Here is a 20,122-nt window from a genome sequence, read left to right as displayed (position 1 = left end):
ATCAGGTTCTCTCCGTTTTGCTTAACCACATTTCATCCATTCCGCCGCCACGAATCTGCATCGGGTAGACGTGCTCGCTGCCATCAACAGTGACATCAACAAACACCAGGCGATTATTGCGGACCTGTTCCAGTGCCTCGCTAAGTTTGTTTTCCAGCTCTTGCGGATGAGAGATCTGGATCCCAACATGGCCATAGGCTTCCGCCAGACGAACGAAATCCGGTAGCGACTGCATATAAGATTGTGAATGGCGGCCGGAATAGATCATGTCCTGCCACTGCTTCACCATCCCCAGATAGCGGTTATTGAGATTCACCACCAGCACCGGCAGTTCATATTGCAAAGCGGTAGACAGTTCCTGAATGTTCATCTGAATGCTGCCGTCGCCAGTGACACAGACCACGGTTTCTTCTGGCAATGCCATTTTGACACCCAGCGCCGCAGGCAAACCAAAGCCCATAGTGCCGAGGCCACCGGAATTGATCCAGCGGCGCGGTTTATCGAAAGGATAATAAAGCGCGGCGAACATCTGGTGCTGCCCGACGTCGGACGTGACATATGCATCACCTTTCGTTAGCCGCCAGAGTGTCTCGATCACCGCTTGCGGTTTAATCTTTTCGCTCTGAGTGTCGTATTTAAGGCACTGGCGAGCGCGCCACTGTTCAATCTGTTGCCACCAGTCACGAATTTCATCCAACGGTTGGTGAGCCGTTTCTTGTGCCAGCAACACCAGCATTTGATCCAGCACCAACCGCGCGTCACCAACGATCGGAATGTCGGCGGTAACGGTTTTTGAGATCGACGTAGGATCGATATCAATATGTAAAACCGTTGCATTCGGGCAGTACTTGGCCAGATTGTTAGTGGTGCGATCGTCAAAGCGCACGCCGACCGCAAAAATAACATCGGCATTATGCATGGTCATATTGGCTTCGTAGGTGCCGTGCATTCCCAGCATCCCCAGCGCCTGACGATGCGTTGCCGGAAACGCCCCCAGCCCCATTAATGAAGAGACGACGGGAAGATTAAGCTGCTCAATAATCTGTTTGAGTTGTTGATGGCAACTCGCAGTCACGGCGCCGCCGCCAACGTAAACTACCGGTTTTTTCGCTGCCGCCAGTGTCTGCAATGCGCGTTTAATCTGCCCCTTATGACCCAGTGTGGTCGGGTTATAAGAGCGCATACTGACCGACTCCGGCCAGACGTAGGGTAATTTGTTCGCCGGATTAAGAATATCTTTCGGTAAATCAACCACCACTGGCCCAGGACGACCACTTGCCGCCAGCCAGAATGCTTTTTTCAGCACCTGAGGAATATCTTCCGTTTGCTTAACCAGGAAACTGTGTTTTACCACCGGGCGGGAAATTCCCACCATGTCGCACTCCTGAAAGGCATCGTAGCCTATCAGCGAGGTCGCTACCTGACCAGAAAGGACAACCAAGGGAATGGAGTCCATATAAGCAGTAGCGATACCGGTAATCGCGTTAGTCGCCCCAGGACCCGACGTCACCAGCACGACCCCCACTTCCCCGGTTGCACGTGCCAGGCCATCGGCCATATGCACAGCCGCTTGCTCATGACGAACTAATACGTGATCGATACCCCCCACGGTATGCAATGCATCGTAAATATCAAGGACCGCGCCTCCGGGATAACCGAATACTTGTTTAACGCCCTGATCGATAAGCGATCGGACGACCATTTCGGCTCCAGACAACATCTCCATGGCCTGCCTCACTGTTTGGCGGAAAAAATGTGTAAAACACATTAACCGTCCGATCTTGCTTAAGCAATTGGCAGACAGAGTCACAAACGTGAAGAAATAAGAATAAACAGGAGGAAAGGAGAAAAGAAACGATAAAATACTCCAGAATGAAGGCGTAAATTGATAATAAATTGGCTAGATTCGGCTACTTACAGCAATTTCTCTATTTTTTTAATTTTTCATGAAATCTGGCGCACATGCATTTAGAACAAAATTCTACATTTAATAAAAAAAGCAGAATAAACCAGAAAGGAATGCCTGATTTATTCTGCTTTTGTTTAGCGTTTACATATAGAGACTAATTGCTCTTCCATCCACTGATGGCCTTTATCGCGCCCGGCAGCCTCATGCCAGGAGAGATAACAGGTTCTGCTATTCTGTTTTAACGGCAGCGGTAATATCTGTAATTCTAAAGATTCGGCGAACTCTTCAGCCAGCCAACGAGGCGCAATAGCGACCAGGTGAGTTTGCGACACCACGCTAAGGACGCTCATCATTGCCATGCCCTGATAAGCAATACTGGCTTGCTTATCTACTGTGTCGTACCACGGTTGACTAAATGAGGCGAAACGATCGAGCGAAACCGCCGCATGTTGTTCGTTATAAACATCATGTTTCAGTAATGGACCTTTAATATGCGGATGGTTCTTACTGGCTACCAGCACCATTTCATCTTTAAATAACGGCACACTAGTAAATTCAGGGCGGTGGAAATCTTCATAACTTATAACGAACTCCGTTTCCTGATAGCGCAACTGATGTTCAGTGTTCTGATTTAATGAAGACTTGAACATAACATGTATATTTGGCGCAATCTGCTCAATGTGATTATAAATCTGCGAGGTCAGAATGCTGTCTAACGGGCTGCAAACACAGAGATGGAATACCCGCTCGCTACTGGCAGGCTCAAAACCTGAACCCGGTAATTCGTTTTGCACTAATTGCAGCGCCTGGCGCACAGAGCCAAAAAGCTGAAATGCGCGGGCAGTCGGTTGGATACCACGACCATAACGAACAAACAACTCGTCATTAAACATCACTTTCAGGCGTGCAACAGCGTTACTGACCGCAGGTTGCGACATTCCCAGAACATGAGCGGCACGAGTAATATTCTGCTCCTGCATCACGGCATCGAAAACAGTTAATAAATTTAGATCGACCATGCGCAGCTGTGGCTTACTAAAATCTGCTGGTTCTGGATGATCTGTTTTTACCTCTGGCATACTTAACTCCACTGTCACACTTAACTCCCTTTTCCTTACCGGAATGCAGAAAAAAAATAATCCTGAAAAATATGATTTACCATACATATAAAATAAGAAAAAGGAAAATGAGTAAAATTAGGAAAACATAAAGATAAGAGTTCTGTTTAAAACAAAACCCACCGCCGCGCAGAGAGTCATCCACCACAGCATGATTATCTATAATGTTTTTGTCACACAAACAATATAATCATAATCACCATGAATGCTCAATCATCCATGATATGTATAAAATCGCCATTTTAATTAAAAATTTATATATTAATCACCCATATCTTTCTTATTAACTTATCAATAATATAAGCCTCATCAATAATTAAACATTCATCAAATAAATAATTGCAGAAAAATCATCAGGATGGGTTAGGTAATTGATACTATCTATATGCATATCACTTATTGATTAAATGCAATAAATTATGCTGAAGTATGTCAATTAATGAAAAGTGTGATCTGGCTGACAGAAATTAATATTGTTGGTTTATGTATACACAGCACAATTAGCTAATTTGATACATGCAAAATTACCGCTGAAAAGCCGCTTTTCTTACTACAGGGTTGACATCCGTTTTTGTATCCAGTAACTCTAAAAGCATATCGCATTCATCTGGAGCTGATTTAATGACTCACATCGTTCGCTTTATCGGTCTACTACTACTAAACGCATCTTCTTTGCGCGGTAGACGAGTGAGCGGCATCCAGCATTAAGCCAGCACGCAGTCAAAAACAACCCGCGCCATTGCGCGGGTTTTTTTATGCCCGAAGCGAGGCGCTCTAAAAGAGACAAGGACCTAAACCATGAGCCAGCAAGTTATTATTTTCGATACCACATTACGCGACGGTGAACAGGCGTTACAGGCAAGTCTGAGTGCGAAAGAAAAACTGCAAATTGCGCTGGCCCTTGAGCGTATGGGTGTTGACGTAATGGAAGTTGGTTTCCCCGTCTCTTCGCCGGGCGATTTTGAATCGGTGCAAACCATCGCTCGCCAGGTCAAAAATAGCCGCGTATGTGCGTTAGCTCGCTGCGTGGAAAAAGATATCGATGTGGCGGCTGAATCTCTGAAAGTCGCCGAAGCCTTCCGTATTCATACCTTTATTGCTACCTCCCCAATGCACATCGCCACCAAGCTGCGCAGCACGCTGGATGAAGTGATCGAACGCGCTATCTATATGGTGAAGCGCGCCCGTAATTACACCGATGACGTTGAATTTTCTTGCGAAGATGCCGGGCGTACCCCGATTGCCGATCTGGCGCGAGTGGTCGAAGCGGCGATTAACGCCGGTGCCACCACCATCAACATTCCGGACACCGTGGGCTACACCATGCCGTTTGAGTTCGCCGGAATCATCAGCGGCCTGTATGAACGCGTGCCTAACATCGACAAAGCCATTATTTCCGTACACACCCACGACGATTTAGGCCTGGCAGTAGGTAACTCACTGGCGGCGGTACATGCCGGAGCGCGGCAGGTAGAAGGCGCAATGAACGGGATCGGCGAACGCGCCGGAAACTGTTCGCTGGAAGAAGTGATCATGGCGATCAAAGTTCGTAAGGATATCCTCAACGTCCACACCGCCATTAATCACCAGGAGATATGGCGCACCAGCCAGTTAGTTAGCCAGATTTGTAATATGCCGATCCCGGCAAACAAAGCCATTGTTGGTAGCGGCGCATTCGCACACTCCTCCGGTATCCACCAGGATGGCGTGCTGAAAAACCGCGAAAACTACGAAATCATGACACCAGAATCTATTGGTCTGAACCAAATCCAGCTGAATCTGACCTCTCGTTCAGGCCGTGCGGCAGTGAAACACCGCATGGATGAGATGGGATATAAAGAAAGTGAATATAATTTAGACAATCTGTACGACGCCTTCCTGAAGCTGGCAGATAAAAAAGGTCAGGTGTTTGATTATGACCTGGAAGCGCTGGCCTTTATCGGCAAGCAGCAAGAAGAGCCGGAGCATTTCCGTCTGGATTACTTCAGCGTGCAGTCTGGTTCTAACGATATCGCCACTGCCGCCGTCAAACTGGTCTGTGGCGAAGAAGTCAAAGCGGAAGCCGCCAACGGTAACGGTCCGGTCGATGCCGTCTATCAGGCGATTAACCGCATCACTGACTATAACGTCGAACTGGTGAAATACAGCCTGACCGCTAAAGGTCACGGTAAAGATGCTCTGGGTCAGGTGGATATTGTCGCCAACTACAACGGTCGCCGCTTCCACGGCGTCGGCCTGGCCACCGATATTGTCGAGTCCTCCGCCAAAGCCATGGTGCACGTACTGAACAATATCTGGCGCGCCGCAGAAGTCGAAAAAGAGTTGCAACGCAAAGCTCAACACAACGAAAACAACAAGGAAACCGTGTGATGTCGAAGAATTACCATATTGCCGTATTGCCGGGGGACGGTATTGGTCCGGAAGTGATGACCCAGGCGCTGAAAGTGCTGGATGCCGTGCGCAACCGCTTTGCGATGCGCATCACCACCAGCCATTACGATGTAGGCGGCGCAGCCATTGATAACCACGGACAACCGCTGCCGCCTGCGACGGTTGAAGGTTGTGAGCAAGCCGATGCCGTGCTGTTTGGCTCGGTAGGCGGCCCGAAGTGGGAACATTTACCACCAAACCAGCAACCAGAACGCGGCGCGCTGTTGCCTTTGCGTAAACATTTCAAATTATTCAGCAACCTGCGTCCGGCAAAACTGTATCAGGGGCTGGAAGCGTTCTGCCCCCTGCGCGCTGACATTGCCGCTAACGGCTTCGACATCCTGTGCGTGCGCGAACTGACCGGCGGCATCTATTTCGGTCAGCCAAAAGGCCGTGAAGGCAGCGGACAATATGAAAAAGCGTTTGATACCGAGGTGTATCACCGTTTTGAGATCGAACGTATCGCCCGTATCGCGTTTGAATCTGCCCGCAAGCGTCGTCGCAAAGTCACCTCAATCGACAAAGCCAATGTGCTGCAATCCTCTATTTTATGGCGGGAAATTGTTAATGAGATCGCCATTGAATATCCGGATGTCGAACTGGCGCATATGTACATCGACAACGCCACCATGCAGCTGATTAAAGATCCATCACAGTTTGACGTTCTGCTGTGCTCCAACCTGTTTGGCGACATTCTGTCTGATGAGTGTGCGATGATCACTGGCTCGATGGGGATGTTGCCTTCCGCTAGCCTGAACGAGCAAGGTTTTGGTCTGTATGAACCTGCAGGCGGCTCGGCACCAGATATCGCAGGCAAAAACATCGCCAACCCGATTGCGCAAATTCTGTCGCTGGCGCTGCTGCTGCGCTACAGCCTGGATGCCGATGATGCGGCTTGCGCCATTGAACGCGCCATTAACCGCGCATTAGAAGAAGGCATTCGCACCGGGGATTTAGCCCGTGGCGCTGCCGCCGTTAGTACCGATGAAATGGGCGATATCATTGCCCGCTATGTGGCAGAAGGGGTGTAATCATGGCTAAGACGTTATACGAAAAATTGTTCGACGCTCACGTAGTGTACGAAGCCGAAAACGAAACCCCGCTGTTATATATCGACCGCCACCTGGTGCATGAAGTGACCTCACCGCAGGCGTTCGATGGCCTGCGCGCCCACGGTCGCCCGGTGCGTCAGCCGGGGAAAACCTTCGCCACCATGGATCACAACGTCTCCACCCAGACCAAAGACATTAATGCCTGCGGTGAAATGGCGCGGATCCAGATGCAGGAGCTGATCAAAAACTGCAAAGAATTTGGCGTCGAGCTGTATGACCTGAATCACCCGTATCAGGGGATCGTCCACGTGATGGGGCCGGAACAGGGCGTCACCTTACCAGGGATGACCATTGTCTGCGGCGACTCGCATACCGCCACCCACGGCGCTTTTGGCGCACTGGCGTTTGGTATCGGTACTTCTGAAGTTGAACACGTGCTGGCAACGCAAACCCTGAAACAGGGCCGCGCGAAGACCATGAAAATTGAAGTCCAGGGCAAAGCCGCGCCGGGCATTACCGCGAAAGATATCGTGCTGGCAATTATCGGTAAAACCGGCAGCGCTGGCGGCACCGGGCATGTGGTGGAGTTTTGCGGCGAAGCAATCCGTGATTTAAGCATGGAAGGTCGTATGACCCTGTGCAATATGGCAATCGAAATGGGCGCGAAAGCCGGTCTGGTTGCACCTGACGAAACCACCTTTAACTATGTCAAAGGCCGCCTGCATGCGCCGAAAGGCAAAGATTTTGACGATGCCGTCGCCTACTGGAAGACCCTGCAAACCGACGAAGGTGCAACTTTCGATACAGTTGTGAATCTGCAAGCAGAAGAGATCGCCCCGCAGGTCACCTGGGGAACTAACCCCGGTCAGGTGATCTCCGTGAATGACAATATTCCCGATCCGGCTTCGTTTACCGATCCGGTTGAGCGCGCGTCGGCAGAAAAAGCGTTGGCCTATATGGGGCTGAAACCGGGTATTCCATTGACCGAAGTCGCTATCGATAAAGTGTTTATCGGTTCTTGTACCAACTCACGTATTGAAGATTTACGCGCGGCGGCGGAAATCGCCAAAGGGCGAAAAGTCGCGCCAGGTGTACAGGCACTGGTGGTTCCCGGCTCTGGCCCGGTAAAAGCTCAGGCGGAAGCGGAAGGTCTGGACAAAATCTTTATTGAAGCCGGTTTTGAATGGCGCTTGCCTGGTTGCTCAATGTGTCTGGCGATGAATAACGACCGTCTGAATCCGGGCGAACGTTGTGCCTCCACCAGCAACCGTAACTTTGAAGGCCGCCAGGGGCGCGGCGGGCGCACGCATCTGGTCAGCCCGGCAATGGCTGCCGCCGCTGCTGTGACCGGACATTTCGCCGACATTCGCAACATTAAATAAGGAGCAGACCATGGCAGAGAAATTTATCAAACATACAGGCCTGGTGGTTCCGCTGGATGCCGCCAATGTCGATACCGATGCGATTATCCCGAAACAGTTTTTGCAGAAAGTGACGCGTACAGGTTTTGGCGCGCATCTGTTTAACGACTGGCGTTTTCTGGATGAAAAAGGCCAACAGCCAAACCCGGACTTCGTGCTGAACTTCCCGCAGTATCAGGGCGCTTCCATTTTGCTGGCGCGGGAAAACTTCGGCTGCGGCTCCTCGCGTGAGCACGCGCCGTGGGCATTGACCGATTACGGTTTTAAAGTGGTGATTGCGCCGAGTTTCGCTGACATCTTCTACGGCAACAGCTTCAACAACCAGCTGCTGCCGGTGAAATTAAATGATGACGAAGTGGATGAGCTGTTTGCGCTGGTGAAAGCCAATCCGGGGATTCATTTCGACGTGGACCTGGAAGCGCAAGAGGTGAAAGCGGGTGAGAAAACCTATCGGTTTAGCATCGATGCCTTCCGCCGCCACTGCATGATGAATGGGCTGGACAGCATCGGTCTGACGCTGCAGCACGACGACGCTATTGCCACTTATGAAGAGAAGCAACCAGCATTTATGCGTTAGTTTGTACGCCGTCCGGCACTCAATCGCCAAAAAGAAAAAAGCCAGCAGATAATCACTGCTGGCGTGGCGATTAACACCAATACTCAGTCACACATGATGTCCGCAAATCAGTATTCAGAATCACTCCCCTCCCACTGCATCAGCTCTTCAAGCATGGTTAATCGTTGTGGAACGCTTAACCAACGCAGCCAGCACAACGTCGCTGTCGCGGTAAAGTAGTGCTGATAAAACTGACGCATGGGACACCTCCTTGCTTCATCGTTAAGAATTATTGACTTAATATAGGGAAAATAAAATTGCTGACTTTTAGGCAGGAGTTCCCCTTTTATGCCATCAGCTCGTCTGCAACAACAATTCATCCGCCTGTGGCAATGCTGCGAGGGTAAATCGCAGGACACGACGCTCAACGAACTGGCGGAGTTATTGAGCTGCTCCCGTCGTCATATGCGCACCCTGCTCAACACCATGCAGGATCGCGGCTGGTTAACATGGGAAGCTGAAGTTGGGCGCGGTAAACGTTCACGTTTGACCTTCCTGTATACCGGGCTGGCGCTTCAGCAACAGCGGGCAGAAGATTTGCTTGAACAGGATCATATCGACCAACTGGTGCAGCTGGTTGGCGACAAAACGGCTGTGCGGCAAATGCTGATTTCCCATCTGGGGCGTAGCTTCCGCCAGGGGCGGCACATCCTGCGCGTGCTCTACTATCGTCCGTTGCGTAATCTGTTGCCTGGCAGCGCATTACGCCGTTCCGAAACGCATATCGCCCGGCAAATCTTCAGTGCGTTAACCCGCATAAATGAGGAAAATGGGGAACTGGAGGCGGACATAGCCCACCACTGGCAGCAAATTTCCCCACTCCACTGGCGCTTCTTTTTGCGCCCCGGGATCCATTTTCATCATGGTCGTGAACTGGAAATAGACGATGTGATCGCCTCGTTGAAGCGGATCAATACGTTGCCGCTCTATTCCCACATCGCTGAAATTGTGTCGCCGACGCCCTGGACGCTGGATATTCATCTCACTCAGCCAGATCGCTGGTTGCCGTTACTGCTGGCGCAAGTTCCGGCGATGATCCTGCCGCGTGAATGGGAAACCCTCAGCAATTTTGCCAGCCACCCTATCGGTACCGGTCCGTATGCGGTAATGCGTAACAGCACTAACCAACTGAAAATTCAGGCATTCGATGATTTCTTCGGTTATCGGGCATTAATCGACGAAGTTAACGTCTGGGTCTTGCCGGAAATTGCCGATGACCCCGCAGGAGGCCTGATGCTGAAAGGGCCGCAGGGCGAGGAAAAAGAGATTGAAAGTCGCCTTGAAGAAGGTTGCTACTATCTACTGTTCGACAGTCGCACCCATCGCGGGGCGAATCAGCAAGTCAGAGACTGGATAAGCTATGTGCTTTCGCCGACCAATCTGGTTTATTTCGCCGAGGAACAGTACCAGCAACTGTGGTTTCCGGCCTATGGGCTGCTCCCCCGCTGGCACCATGCCCGCCCAACACATTGCGAAAAACCTGCCGGGCTGGAACATCTCACCCTGACCTTTTATCAGGATCATATTGAACATCGGGTGATTGCCAGGATCATGCAGCAGATTCTGGCAAGTCACCAGGTCACGCTGGAAATCAAAGAGATCAGCTACGATCAGTGGCACGAAGGTGAGATCGAAAGCGATATCTGGCTTAACAGCGCCAACTTTACGCTGCCGCTGGATTTTTCGCTGTTTGCGCATTTGTACGAAGTACCGCTGCTACAACACTGTATTCCTCTCGACTGGCAAGCCGACGCCACGCGCTGGCGCAACGGCGAGATGAACCTGGCGAACTGGTGCCAGCGGTTAGTAGCCAGCAAAGCGATGGTGCCGCTGATCCACCACTGGCTGATTATTCAGGGGCAACGCAGTATGCGCGGCCTGCGCATGAACACCCTCGGCTGGTTCGATTTTAAATCAGCGTGGTTTGCGCCACCGGATCCATGATTGCTGGTTGATAACAAAATCACTACACTAACGCCGTTCTCAACGGGGTGCCACGCGGACGCGTGCGCTGAGAAAATACCCGTCGAACCTGATCCGGATAACGCCGGCGAAGGGATTTGAGGCTCCTTCTCAAGTCCTTTGCCACTCTTTTTTGAGGTGCAAAGTGTTAAAAAAATGTCTTCCCCTGCTGTTGCTGTGCACAGCGCCTGTTTTCGCTAAACCCGTTCTGACTGTTTATACCTACGATTCCTTCGCCGCCGACTGGGGGCCTGGTCCGGTGGTCAAAAAAGCCTTTGAAGCCGACTGTAATTGCGAACTGAAACTGGTGGCGCTGGAAGATGGCGTTTCGCTTCTCAACCGTCTACGGATGGAAGGCAAAAACAGCAAAGCCGATGTGGTGCTGGGGCTGGATAACAATCTGTTAGACGCCGCCAGTAAAACCGGACTGTTTGCCAAAAGCGGTGTGGCAGCGGATGCAGTAAACATTCCCGGCGGCTGGAATAATGACACTTTCGTACCGTTTGATTACGGCTACTTCGCCTTCGTCTATGACAAAAACAAACTGAAAAATCCGCCGCAAAGCCTGAAGGAGCTGGTTGAGAGCGATCAAAACTGGCGAGTGATTTATCAGGATCCGCGTACCAGTACGCCGGGGCTGGGTCTGCTGTTGTGGATGCAAAAAGTCTATGGCGATGACGCCCCACAAGCCTGGCAGAAGCTGGCGAAGAAAACTGTCACGGTCACCAAAGGCTGGAGCGAAGCCTACGGCCTGTTTTTAAAAGGCGAAAGCGATCTGGTACTGAGCTACACCACCTCTCCGGCTTATCACATTCTCGAAGAGAAGAAAGATAACTACGCCGCTGCGAACTTCAGCGAAGGTCACTATCTGCAGGTGGAAGTTGCCGCTCGCACCGCTGCCAGCAAGCAGCCGGAGCTGGCGCAAAAATTCCTCCAGTTTATGGTTTCTCCGGCTTTCCAGAATGCGATTCCAACTGGCAACTGGATGTATCCGGTAGCAAACGTCACGCTGCCTGCCGGGTTTGAACAATTGACCAAACCAGCAACCACGCTGGAGTTCACGCCAGCCGAAGTGGCGGCACAACGTCAGACCTGGATTAGCGAATGGCAACGCGCCGTCAGCCGTTAATTCCCGGCTGGTTAATTCCAGGTGTAAGCGCTGCTACGCTTGTGGTGGCGGTTGCACTGGCGGCGTTTCTCGCCCTGTGGTGGAACGCGCCGCAGGGTGACTGGGCAACAATCTGGCAGGACAGCTACCTGTGGCATGTGGTGCGTTTCTCCTTCTGGCAGGCGTTTCTTTCGGCGCTGCTCTCTGTCGTTCCTGCGATTTTCCTCGCCCGCGCCCTCTACCGCAGGCGCTTTCTGGGGCGGCAGGCGCTGTTGCGTCTGTGCGCAATGACCTTGATCCTCCCGGTGTTGGTCGCCGTTTTCGGCATTCTTAGCGTCTATGGTCGCCAGGGCTGGCTGGCATCGCTCTGGCAATCGCTTGGTCTGGAGTGGACCTTTTCGCCCTACGGCCTGCAAGGCATTTTGCTGGCGCACGTATTTTTTAATCTGCCGATGGCGAGCCGCTTATTACTCCAGGCGCTGGAAAACATTCCCGGCGAGCAGCGCCAGCTTGCTGCCCAGCTTGGGATGCGCGGCTGGCACTTCTTTCGTTTCGTCGAATGGCCGTGGTTACGGCGACAAATTCCGCCGGTTGCTGCACTTATCTTTATGCTCTGTTTCGCCAGCTTCGCCACCGTGCTATCGCTGGGGGGCGGTCCGCAGGCGACCACTATCGAGCTGGCAATCTATCAGGCACTGAGTTACGACTACGATCCCGCCCGCGCGGCGATGCTGGCGCTGATCCAGATGGTGTGTTGCCTCGGACTGGTGCTATTGAGTCAGCGATTGAGTAAGGCCATTGCGCCTGGTACCACGTTGGTTCAGGGCTGGCGCGACCCGGACGATCGTCTGCATAGCCGCATTTGCGATACGGTATTGATCGTGCTGGCGCTGCTGCTGTTGCTGCCACCGTTACTGGCGGTGATTGTCGATGGGGTAAATCGCCAGTTGCCGGAAGTGCTGGCACAACCGGTGCTGTGGCAGGCGCTGTGGACCTCGTTGCGTATTGCGCTGGCGGCAGGTGTATTGTGCGTAGTGCTGACCATGATGCTGCTATGGAGCAGTCGCGAACTGCGGGCGCGGCAAAAAATGCTGGCGGGCCAGGCGCTGGAGATGAGCGGCATGTTGATCCTCGCCATGCCGGGGATTGTGCTGGCAACGGGCTTCTTTTTGCTGCTCAACAACACTATTGGCCTGCCACAATCTGCTGACGGCATTGTGATTTTCACCAATGCGTTAATGGCGATCCCTTACGCGCTGAAGGTGCTGGAAAACCCAATGCGCGATATCACCGCCCGCTACAGCATGTTGTGTCAGTCGCTGGGTATTGAAGGCTGGTCACGCTTAAAAGTGGTGGAGCTGCGCGCTCTGAAACGTCCGCTGGCGCAGGCGCTGGCCTTTGCCTGCGTGTTGTCGATTGGTGATTTTGGCGTGGTGGCGTTGTTCGGTAACGATGATTTCCGCACCCTGCCGTTTTATCTCTACCAGCAAATTGGCTCCTATCGCAGCCAGGACGGCGCGGTCACCGCGTTAATTCTGCTGCTGCTCTGTTTTCTGCTGTTTACCGTGATTGAAAAACTACCGGGGCGAAATGTTAAAACTGACTGATATCACCTGGCTTTACCACCATTTGCCGATGCGTTTTAGCTTAACGGTGGAGCGCGGCGAGCAGGTGGCGATCCTCGGGCCAAGCGGCGCGGGTAAAAGTACCCTACTGAATTTGATCGCCGGTTTTCTGACGCCAGCCAGCGGTTCGCTGACTATCGACGGCGTTGATCACACCACGACGCCGCCGTCACGCCGTCCGGTATCGATGCTGTTTCAGGAGAACAACCTGTTCAGTCACCTGACGGTCGCGCAGAACATCGGGCTGGGGCTTAATCCAGGACTGAAGCTGAACGCGGCACAGCAGGAGAAAATGCATGCTATCGCACGCCAGATGGGGATTGATAATTTAATAACGCGGTTACCGGGCGAGCTTTCCGGCGGTCAGCGGCAGCGCGTGGCTCTGGCGCGTTGCCTGGTGCGCGAACAGCCGATTTTATTGCTCGATGAACCGTTCTCGGCGCTCGACCCGGCGCTGCGTCAGGAGATGCTGACGCTGGTCAGTACAAGCTGCCAGCAGCAAAAAATGACGTTATTGATGGTGTCGCACAGTGTGGAAGATGCGGCGCGGATAGCCACGCGCTCGGTGGTGGTCGCCGACGGGCGCATCGCCTGGCAGGGTATGACCGATGAGTTGTTGAGTGGTAAGGCGAGTGCTTCGGCGCTGTTGGGAATTACAGGTTAATATGCACTGTCGGATGCGGCGTGAACGCCTTATCCGACGTTTTGTCCGCATCAGGCGCCCCGCACAAGACTATCCTCTAAACCCCAACCACTTTACGCAATATATCGATATACACCGGCATCAACGGATGGCGAATTAACACCACCAGCGCCACAACACCAACACCAGAAATTAGCGGCGCCAGCCACAGCAGATGACCACGCGACAAATAATGACTTAAACGATCGGTTACCTTGCCGCTGCGCCATAATCGCCAGCACAACCAACCGCCAACCCACAAAAACACCGCCGTCGCCAGCAGCAACCATTTAAACTCGCCACTCTGCATTCCGGCAGGAATATCGATCGCCGCGCCCGCCAGAATCCCCGGCAGGAAGTAAAACGGAGGCCATAACAGGCAGCCGATAATATTTGGCGTGATAAATTTCGCCACAGGCAGATCCAGCATCCCCGCCACCATTGGCACTAGCGGGCGCGTCGGCCCGACAAAGCGTCCGACCAGAATGGTAAACATGCTGTGTTGATGCAGCGCATGCTCGGTTTTATCGAGTAACGCTTTGTTTTTCTTCAGAAATGACCAGCGATGCAGCGGCTTTTTAAACCGCCAGCCCAGCCAGAAGGAGATCCAGTCGCCCATCAGGCAGCCAACAATCCCCGCCAGCCAGGCGTGCCAGAAACTTAACTCGCCGCTACCTATCAGCGCCCCCAGCCCCGCCATCAGCACCGTACCGGGCAGAATCAAACCGACCAGCGCCAGTGACTCCAGAAAGGCCACCAACACCACCGCCATCAATGAATACACAGTGGATTGGGTAATAAAGTGTTCCAGCAATGCTTGCATAATGTGCCTGTCAAATGGACGAAGCAGGGATTCTGCAAACCCAATGCTACTCCGTCAAGCCGTCAATCGTCTGATTCGTTACCAATTATGACAACCTGAGAGCTACATCATTCACTTTTTCTTCACAACCGGCACGAAACTCGCTCGGGCTGGCGCCTGTACATTTTTTAAATACCCGTGAGAAATAGAGTTGATCATCAAAGCCAACATTGCGCCCGACGGTGGCGATAGGCATACGAGTCGTGCTCAATAGCAGCTTCGCCTGACTGATGCGTTGATCTTCGCGCCAGCTTAAGACACTAATCCCTAATTGCTGGCGGAACAGATGCGACAGACGCGACGGAGACAAGCAGACATGCTGTGCGACACTGGCGATATCAAAATTGCTGTCCGCAAGGTGATCGCTGATGTACTGACAAGCCTCGCGTACCCGATTATCCATTGGCGGATGTAGCGACTCATTAATGACTTCCATGCGCCGCAGTAACAATTGCTCAAGAAGATTTATCGCCAACAACTCCGAATAGCGCCCTTCTACTTGTCCGGCATTGATAATTTGCCCGAACAAATCGCTGAAATGCGGCTGATGCGCTTCGTTCGGGCGAAAGAAACCGGTATTGGCAAATATCGACGGCCAGTTAAGCCATTCGTGCCAGTAAGCGCGGGGGCGAAAGTAAACCCACTGGTGATACCATTCGCGGGCCTCCGGATGACGACCGTAGTGATGAATTTCTCCCGGCGGGAATAGCAAAATATCGCCTGGTCGGCAGACAAATTCTCGCCCCTGGTTTTTCACTATGCCCTGTCCGCGAATGGTGAGATTGAGAATATAGCCTTTCATTCCCAGCGGTCGGTCGATAAAAAAATCGAGATAACCGTTGGCCTCAATCGGCGTTAAACCCGCCACCAGATGGGCGTTGAACGAGTAACCCGGCAGCAAGGGATCATTTTGCGCTTCAGCCATACTTTTCATACTCCCGCCATTCAGAGAAGAAACCAATTGTCCATATTGCATCAGACATTGCCGTCACTGCGTCTTTTACTGGCTCTTCTCGCTAATCCAACCGGCAACCCCGCTTGTGAAAAGCATTTTGTAACAAAGGGGGGCAATAGCCATAACAAAAACGCGTAACAAAAGTGTCTATAATCACGGCAGAAAAGTCCACATTGATTATTTGCACGGCGTCACACTTTGCTATGCAATAGCATTTTTATCCATAAGATTAGCGGATCCTGCCTGACGCTTTTTTTCGCAACTCTCTACTGTTTCTCCATACCCGTTTTTTTGGATGGAGTGAAACGATGGCGATTGCAATTGGCCTCGATTTTGGCAGTGATTCTGTGCGAGCTTTGGCGGTGGAATGCGCCACCGGTGAAGAGATCGCCACCAGCGTAGAGTGGTATCCCCGTTGGCAGGAAGGGCAATTTTGTGACGCCCCGAATAACCAGTTCCGTCATCACCCGCGTGACTACATTGAGTCAATGGAAGCGGCGCTGAAAACCGTGCTGGCAGAACTTAGCGCCGAACAGCGCGCAGCGGTGGTCGGGATTGGCGTGGACACCACCGGCTCCACACCTGCACCAATCGACGCCGACGGCAACGTGCTGGCGCTACGCCCGGAGTTTGCCAAAAACCCGAACGCGATGTTCGTTTTGTGGAAAGACCACACGGCGGTTGAAGAAGCGGAAGAGATCACCCGTTTGTGTCATACACCGGGCAAAACTGACTACTCTCGCTATATTGGCGGTATTTATTCCAGCGAATGGTTCTGGGCAAAAATCCTGCATGTGACTCGCCAGGATAGCGCCGTGGCGCAATCTGCCGCATCGTGGATTGAACTGTGCGACTGGGTACCCGCCCTGCTCTCCGGCACCACACGCCCGCAGGATATTCGCCGCGGACGTTGCAGCGCCGGGCATAAATCTCTGTGGCATGAAAGCTGGGGCGGTTTACCTCCAGCCAGTTTCTTTGACGAACTGGACCCGATCCTCAATCGCCATTTGCCTTCCCCGCTGTTCACTGACACCTGGACTGCCGATATTCCGGTGGGCACCTTATGCCCGGAATGGGCGCAGCGTCTCGGCCTGCCTGAAAGCGTGGTGATTTCCGGCGGCGCGTTTGACTGCCATATGGGCGCAGTCGGCGCAGGCGCACAGCCTAACGCACTGGTAAAAGTTATCGGTACTTCCACCTGCGACATTCTGATTGCCGACAAACAGAGCGTTGGCGAGCGGGCAGTTAAAGGCATTTGCGGTCAGGTTGATGGCAGCGTGGTTCCTGGATTTATCGGTCTGGAAGCAGGTCAGTCGGCGTTTGGTGATATCTACGCCTGGTTTGGTCGCGTACTCGGCTGGCCGCTGGAACAGCTTGCCGCCCAGCATCCGGAACTGAAAGAGCAAATCAAAGCCAGCCAGAAACAACTGCTTCCGGCGCTGACCGAAGCATGGGCTCAAAACCCGTCTCTGGATCACCTGCCAGTGGTACTCGACTGGTTTAATGGTCGTCGCACGCCAAACGCTAACCAACGCCTGAAAGGGGTGATTACCGACCTGAACCTCGCTACCGACGCTCCGCTACTGTTCGGCGGTTTAATTGCCGCTACCGCTTTTGGCGCGCGCGCAATTCAGGAGTGCTTCACTAACCAGGGAATCGCCGTAAACAACGTGATGGCGCTGGGCGGCATTGCACGGAAAAACCAGGTGATTATGCAAGCCTGCTGCGACGTGCTGAATCGCCCGCTGCAAATTGTTGCCTCTGATCAGTGTTGCGCGCTCGGTGCGGCGATTTTTGCTGCCGTCGCCGCAAAAGTGCATGCCGACATCCCATCAGCCCAGCAAAAAATGGCCAGTGCGGTAGAGAAAACCCTGCAACCACGTACCGAACAGGCACAACGCTTTGAACAGCTTTATCGCCGCTATCAGCAATGGGCGATAAGCGCCGAACAACATTATCTTCCAACTTCCGCCCCGGCACAGGCTGCCCAGGCCGTTCCGACTCTATAAGGACACGACAATGACGATTTTTGATAATTATGAAGTGTGGTTTGTAATTGGCAGCCAGCATTTGTATGGCCCGGAAACCCTGCGTCAGGTCACCCAACATGCCGAGCACGTCGTTAATGCGCTGAATACGGAAGCGAAACTGCCCTGCAAACTGGTGCTGAAACCGCTGGGTACCACGCCGGACGAAATCACCGCAATTTGCCGCGATGCCAATTACGACGATCGTTGCGCGGGTCTGGTGGTATGGCTGCACACCTTCTCCCCGGCCAAAATGTGGATCAACGGCCTGACCATGCTCAACAAACCGTTGCTGCAATTCCACACCCAGTTTAACGCGGCGCTACCGTGGGACAGCATCGACATGGACTTTATGAACCTGAACCAGACTGCACATGGCGGTCGCGAGTTCGGTTTCATCGGCGCGCGTATGCGTCAGCAACATGCCGTCGTTACCGGTCACTGGCAGGATAAACAAGCACATGAGCGTATCGGCTCCTGGATGCGTCAGGCGGTATCTAAACAGGATACCCGTCATCTGAAAGTCTGCCGTTTTGGCGATAACATGCGTGAAGTGGCGGTCACTGACGGCGATAAAGTTGCCGCACAGATCAAGTTCGGTTTCTCCGTCAATACCTGGGCGGTTGGCGATCTGGTGCAGGTGGTGAACTCCATCAGCGATGGCGATGTTAACGCGCTGGTCGATGAGTACGAAAGCTGCTACACCATGACGCCTGCCACACAAATCCACGGCGAAAAACGACAGAACGTGCTGGAAGCGGCGCGTATTGAGTTGGGGATGAAGCGTTTCCTGGAACAAGGTGGCTTCCACGCGTTCACCACCACTTTTGAAGATTTACACGGTCTGAAACAGCTTCCTGGCCTGGCCGTACAGCGTCTGATGCAGCAAGGCTACGGCTTTGCGGGCGAAGGCGACTGGAAAACTGCCGCCCTGCTTCGCATCATGAAGGTGATGTCAACCGGTCTGCAGGGCGGCACCTCCTTTATGGAGGACTACACCTATCACTTCGAGAAAGGTAATGACCTGGTGCTCGGCTCCCACATGCTGGAAGTCTGCCCGTCGATCGCCGTAGAAGAGAAACCGATCCTCGACGTTCAGCACCTCGGTATTGGTGGTAAAGATGATCCTGCCCGCCTGATCTTCAATACCCAAACCGGTCCGGCGATTGTCGCCAGCCTGATTGATCTCGGCGATCGTTATCGTCTGCTGGTTAACTGCATCGACACGGTGAAAACACCGCACTCCCTGCCAAAACTGCCGGTGGCGAATGCGCTGTGGAAAGCGCAACCGGATCTGCCAACCGCTTCCGAAGCGTGGATCCTTGCTGGTGGTGCGCACCACACCGTCTTCAGCCATGCGCTGAACCTTAACGATATGCGCCAGTTCGCCGAGATGCACGACATTGAAATCACGGTGATTGATAACGACACCCGCCTGCCAGCGTTTAAAGACGCGCTGCGCTGGAACGAAGTGTATTACGGATTTCGTCGCTAAGTAGCCGCATCAGGTATGTAACGCCTGATGCGACGCTGGCGCGTCTTATCAGGCCTACGCGCTGCGATTTTGTAGGTCGGATAAGCAAAGCGCATCCGGCACGAAGGAGTCAACATGTTAGAAGATCTCAAGCGTCAGGTTTTAGAAGCCAACCTGGCGCTCCCAAAACACAACCTGGTCACTCTGACCTGGGGCAACGTCAGCGCCGTTGATCGCGAGCGCGGCGTCTTTGTGATCAAACCTTCCGGCGTCGATTACAACATCATGACCGCCGACGATATGGTCGTGGTCAGCATCGAAACCGGTGAAGTGGTTGAAGGTACGAAAAAGCCCTCCTCCGACACGCCAACTCACCGACTGCTCTATCAGGCATTCCCGTCCATTGGCGGCATTGTGCACACGCACTCGCGCCACGCCACCATCTGGGCGCAGGCGGGCCAGTCAATTCCGGCAACCGGTACCACCCACGCCGACTATTTCTACGGTCCCATTCCCTGCACCCGCAAAATGACCGACGCAGAAATCAACGGCGAATATGAGTGGGAAACCGGTAACGTCATCGTCGAAACCTTTGAAAAACAGGGTATCGATGCGGCGCAAATGCCCGGCGTTCTGGTCCATTCTCACGGTCCGTTTGCGTGGGGTAAAAACGCCGAAGATGCGGTGCATAACGCTATCGTGCTGGAAGAGGTCGCTTATATGGGGATTTTCTGCCGCCAGCTGGCCCCGCAGCTCCCTGATATGCAGCAAACCTTGCTGGATAAACACTATCTGCGTAAGCATGGTGCAAAGGCGTATTACGGGCAGTAACGACTGTATAAAACCACAGCCAGTCAAACGAAACCAGGCTATACTCAAGC

At 52.9% G+C, this 20,122-nt stretch carries 17 protein-coding genes and 1 riboswitch; of the genes, 12 read left to right on the top strand and 5 right to left on the bottom strand.

Annotation, left to right across the window (positions count from 1 at the left end; genetic code table 11):
* Position 1: 1 nt before the first annotated feature.
* Both ilvI and leuO read right to left on the bottom strand, forming a co-directional pair.
* Positions 2-1,726, bottom strand: a complete 1,725-nt coding sequence (gene ilvI / locus D9738_RS04240; protein WP_130259629.1) for an acetolactate synthase 3 large subunit — start codon at positions 1,724-1,726, stop codon at positions 2-4.
* 317 nt (positions 1,727-2,043) lie between these two features.
* Positions 2,044-2,988, bottom strand: coding sequence for a transcriptional regulator LeuO (leuO, locus tag D9738_RS04235; RefSeq protein WP_130204908.1), 945 nt, complete (start codon positions 2,986-2,988; stop codon positions 2,044-2,046).
* A 660-nt stretch (positions 2,989-3,648) separates the two neighbouring features.
* Here leuO and leuL point away from each other — a divergent pair.
* The 5 genes from leuL (at position 3,649) to leuD (ending at position 8,507) form a co-directional block, all read left to right on the top strand.
* Positions 3,649-3,735, top strand: coding sequence for a leu operon leader peptide (leuL, locus tag D9738_RS04230; protein WP_001300467.1), 87 nt, complete (start codon positions 3,649-3,651; stop codon positions 3,733-3,735).
* Between the two features lie 90 nt (positions 3,736-3,825).
* A complete protein-coding gene (gene leuA, locus D9738_RS04225) occupies positions 3,826-5,397 on the top strand; it encodes a 2-isopropylmalate synthase (RefSeq protein ID WP_097291249.1) in 1,572 nt (523 codons plus the stop codon).
* Complete coding sequence (gene leuB, locus D9738_RS04220) at positions 5,397-6,488, top strand: 3-isopropylmalate dehydrogenase (protein ID WP_130259628.1); 1,092 nt, start codon at positions 5,397-5,399, stop codon at positions 6,486-6,488. Before leuA ends, leuB begins: the two co-directional genes overlap by 1 nt.
* Before the next feature lie 2 nt (positions 6,489-6,490).
* Positions 6,491-7,891 carry a 3-isopropylmalate dehydratase large subunit gene (gene leuC / locus D9738_RS04215; protein ID WP_130259627.1) on the top strand — a complete coding sequence of 467 codons (1,401 nt, stop codon included), beginning with the start codon at positions 6,491-6,493 and terminating at the stop codon, positions 7,889-7,891.
* Between the two features lie 10 nt (positions 7,892-7,901).
* Complete coding sequence (leuD, locus tag D9738_RS04210; RefSeq protein WP_130259626.1) at positions 7,902-8,507, top strand: 3-isopropylmalate dehydratase small subunit; 606 nt, start codon at positions 7,902-7,904, stop codon at positions 8,505-8,507.
* A 107-nt stretch (positions 8,508-8,614) separates the two neighbouring features.
* Here leuD and sgrT read toward each other — a convergent pair whose 3' ends face one another.
* Entirely contained in the window at positions 8,615-8,746 is a 132-nt protein-coding gene (sgrT, locus tag D9738_RS04205) for a glucose uptake inhibitor SgrT (protein ID WP_130204898.1), read from the bottom strand.
* 88 nt (positions 8,747-8,834) lie between these two features.
* On the opposite strand from sgrT, the gene sgrR reads away from it, so the two are divergent.
* The 4 genes from sgrR to thiQ all read left to right on the top strand — a co-directional run bounded on the left by sgrR (position 8,835) and on the right by thiQ (position 13,905).
* Positions 8,835-10,490 carry a DNA-binding transcriptional regulator SgrR gene (sgrR, locus tag D9738_RS04200; RefSeq protein ID WP_130259625.1) on the top strand — a complete coding sequence of 552 codons (1,656 nt, stop codon included), beginning with the start codon at positions 8,835-8,837 and terminating at the stop codon, positions 10,488-10,490.
* A gap of 33 nt (positions 10,491-10,523) precedes the next feature.
* Positions 10,524-10,623, top strand: a riboswitch (TPP riboswitch).
* Between the two features lie 30 nt (positions 10,624-10,653).
* On the top strand, positions 10,654-11,637 hold the full coding sequence (gene thiB / locus D9738_RS04195) for a thiamine ABC transporter substrate binding subunit (RefSeq protein WP_130259624.1): 984 nt from the start codon (positions 10,654-10,656) through the stop codon (positions 11,635-11,637).
* Complete coding sequence (gene thiP, locus D9738_RS04190; protein WP_130259623.1) at positions 11,613-13,223, top strand: thiamine/thiamine pyrophosphate ABC transporter permease ThiP; 1,611 nt, start codon at positions 11,613-11,615, stop codon at positions 13,221-13,223. Before thiB ends, thiP begins: the two co-directional genes overlap by 25 nt.
* Positions 13,207-13,905 (top strand): thiamine ABC transporter ATP-binding protein ThiQ, encoded by a 699-nt coding sequence (gene thiQ / locus D9738_RS04185; RefSeq protein ID WP_130204890.1) that lies wholly within the window; start codon positions 13,207-13,209, stop codon positions 13,903-13,905. Before thiP ends, thiQ begins: the two co-directional genes overlap by 17 nt.
* Positions 13,906-13,981: 76 nt before the next feature.
* Here thiQ and D9738_RS04180 read toward each other — a convergent pair whose 3' ends face one another.
* Both D9738_RS04180 and araC read right to left on the bottom strand, forming a co-directional pair.
* The gene (locus D9738_RS04180; RefSeq protein WP_130217442.1) at positions 13,982-14,746 is read right to left on the bottom strand and encodes a DedA family protein; all 765 of its coding nucleotides are present in this window, start codon (positions 14,744-14,746) and stop codon (positions 13,982-13,984) included.
* Between the two features lie 85 nt (positions 14,747-14,831).
* Positions 14,832-15,710 (bottom strand): arabinose operon transcriptional regulator AraC, encoded by an 879-nt coding sequence (gene araC, locus D9738_RS04175; protein WP_130205064.1) that lies wholly within the window; start codon positions 15,708-15,710, stop codon positions 14,832-14,834.
* Between the two features lie 338 nt (positions 15,711-16,048).
* On the opposite strand from araC, the gene araB reads away from it, so the two are divergent.
* The 3 genes from araB (at position 16,049) to araD (ending at position 20,072) form a co-directional block, all read left to right on the top strand.
* Complete coding sequence (gene araB / locus D9738_RS04170) at positions 16,049-17,749, top strand: ribulokinase (RefSeq protein ID WP_130259622.1); 1,701 nt, start codon at positions 16,049-16,051, stop codon at positions 17,747-17,749.
* A gap of 10 nt (positions 17,750-17,759) precedes the next feature.
* Positions 17,760-19,262 (top strand): L-arabinose isomerase, encoded by a 1,503-nt coding sequence (araA, locus tag D9738_RS04165; RefSeq protein WP_000151734.1) that lies wholly within the window; start codon positions 17,760-17,762, stop codon positions 19,260-19,262.
* Positions 19,263-19,376: 114 nt separating this feature from the next.
* Positions 19,377-20,072, top strand: coding sequence for an L-ribulose-5-phosphate 4-epimerase (gene araD / locus D9738_RS04160; RefSeq protein ID WP_130204885.1), 696 nt, complete (start codon positions 19,377-19,379; stop codon positions 20,070-20,072).
* Positions 20,073-20,122: the final 50 nt, after the last annotated feature.

The sequence above is a fragment of the Escherichia sp. E10V5 genome, assembly GCF_004212315.1.
In the GTDB taxonomy this organism is placed as follows: Bacteria; Pseudomonadota; Gammaproteobacteria; order Enterobacterales; family Enterobacteriaceae; genus Escherichia.
This window is presented reverse-complemented; position numbering and strand designations above follow the sequence as displayed.

Coding starts and splice junctions, on each gene's coding strand:
- ilvI (WP_130259629.1), bottom strand. CDS start 1,726: ATGGAGATGTTGTCTGGAGCCGAAATGGTCGTCCGATCGCTTATCGAT.
- leuO (WP_130204908.1), bottom strand. CDS start 2,988: ATGCCAGAGGTAAAAACAGATCATCCAGAACCAGCAGATTTTAGTAAG.
- leuL (WP_001300467.1), top strand. CDS start 3,649: ATGACTCACATCGTTCGCTTTATCGGTCTACTACTACTAAACGCATCT.
- leuA (WP_097291249.1), top strand. CDS start 3,826: ATGAGCCAGCAAGTTATTATTTTCGATACCACATTACGCGACGGTGAA.
- leuB (WP_130259628.1), top strand. CDS start 5,397: ATGTCGAAGAATTACCATATTGCCGTATTGCCGGGGGACGGTATTGGT.
- leuC (WP_130259627.1), top strand. CDS start 6,491: ATGGCTAAGACGTTATACGAAAAATTGTTCGACGCTCACGTAGTGTAC.
- leuD (WP_130259626.1), top strand. CDS start 7,902: ATGGCAGAGAAATTTATCAAACATACAGGCCTGGTGGTTCCGCTGGAT.
- sgrT (WP_130204898.1), bottom strand. CDS start 8,746: ATGCGTCAGTTTTATCAGCACTACTTTACCGCGACAGCGACGTTGTGC.
- sgrR (WP_130259625.1), top strand. CDS start 8,835: ATGCCATCAGCTCGTCTGCAACAACAATTCATCCGCCTGTGGCAATGC.
- thiP (WP_130259623.1), top strand. CDS start 11,613: ATGGCAACGCGCCGTCAGCCGTTAATTCCCGGCTGGTTAATTCCAGGT.
- thiQ (WP_130204890.1), top strand. CDS start 13,207: ATGTTAAAACTGACTGATATCACCTGGCTTTACCACCATTTGCCGATG.
- D9738_RS04180 (WP_130217442.1), bottom strand. CDS start 14,746: ATGCAAGCATTGCTGGAACACTTTATTACCCAATCCACTGTGTATTCA.
- araC (WP_130205064.1), bottom strand. CDS start 15,710: ATGGCTGAAGCGCAAAATGATCCCTTGCTGCCGGGTTACTCGTTCAAC.
- araB (WP_130259622.1), top strand. CDS start 16,049: ATGGCGATTGCAATTGGCCTCGATTTTGGCAGTGATTCTGTGCGAGCT.
- araA (WP_000151734.1), top strand. CDS start 17,760: ATGACGATTTTTGATAATTATGAAGTGTGGTTTGTAATTGGCAGCCAG.
- araD (WP_130204885.1), top strand. CDS start 19,377: ATGTTAGAAGATCTCAAGCGTCAGGTTTTAGAAGCCAACCTGGCGCTC.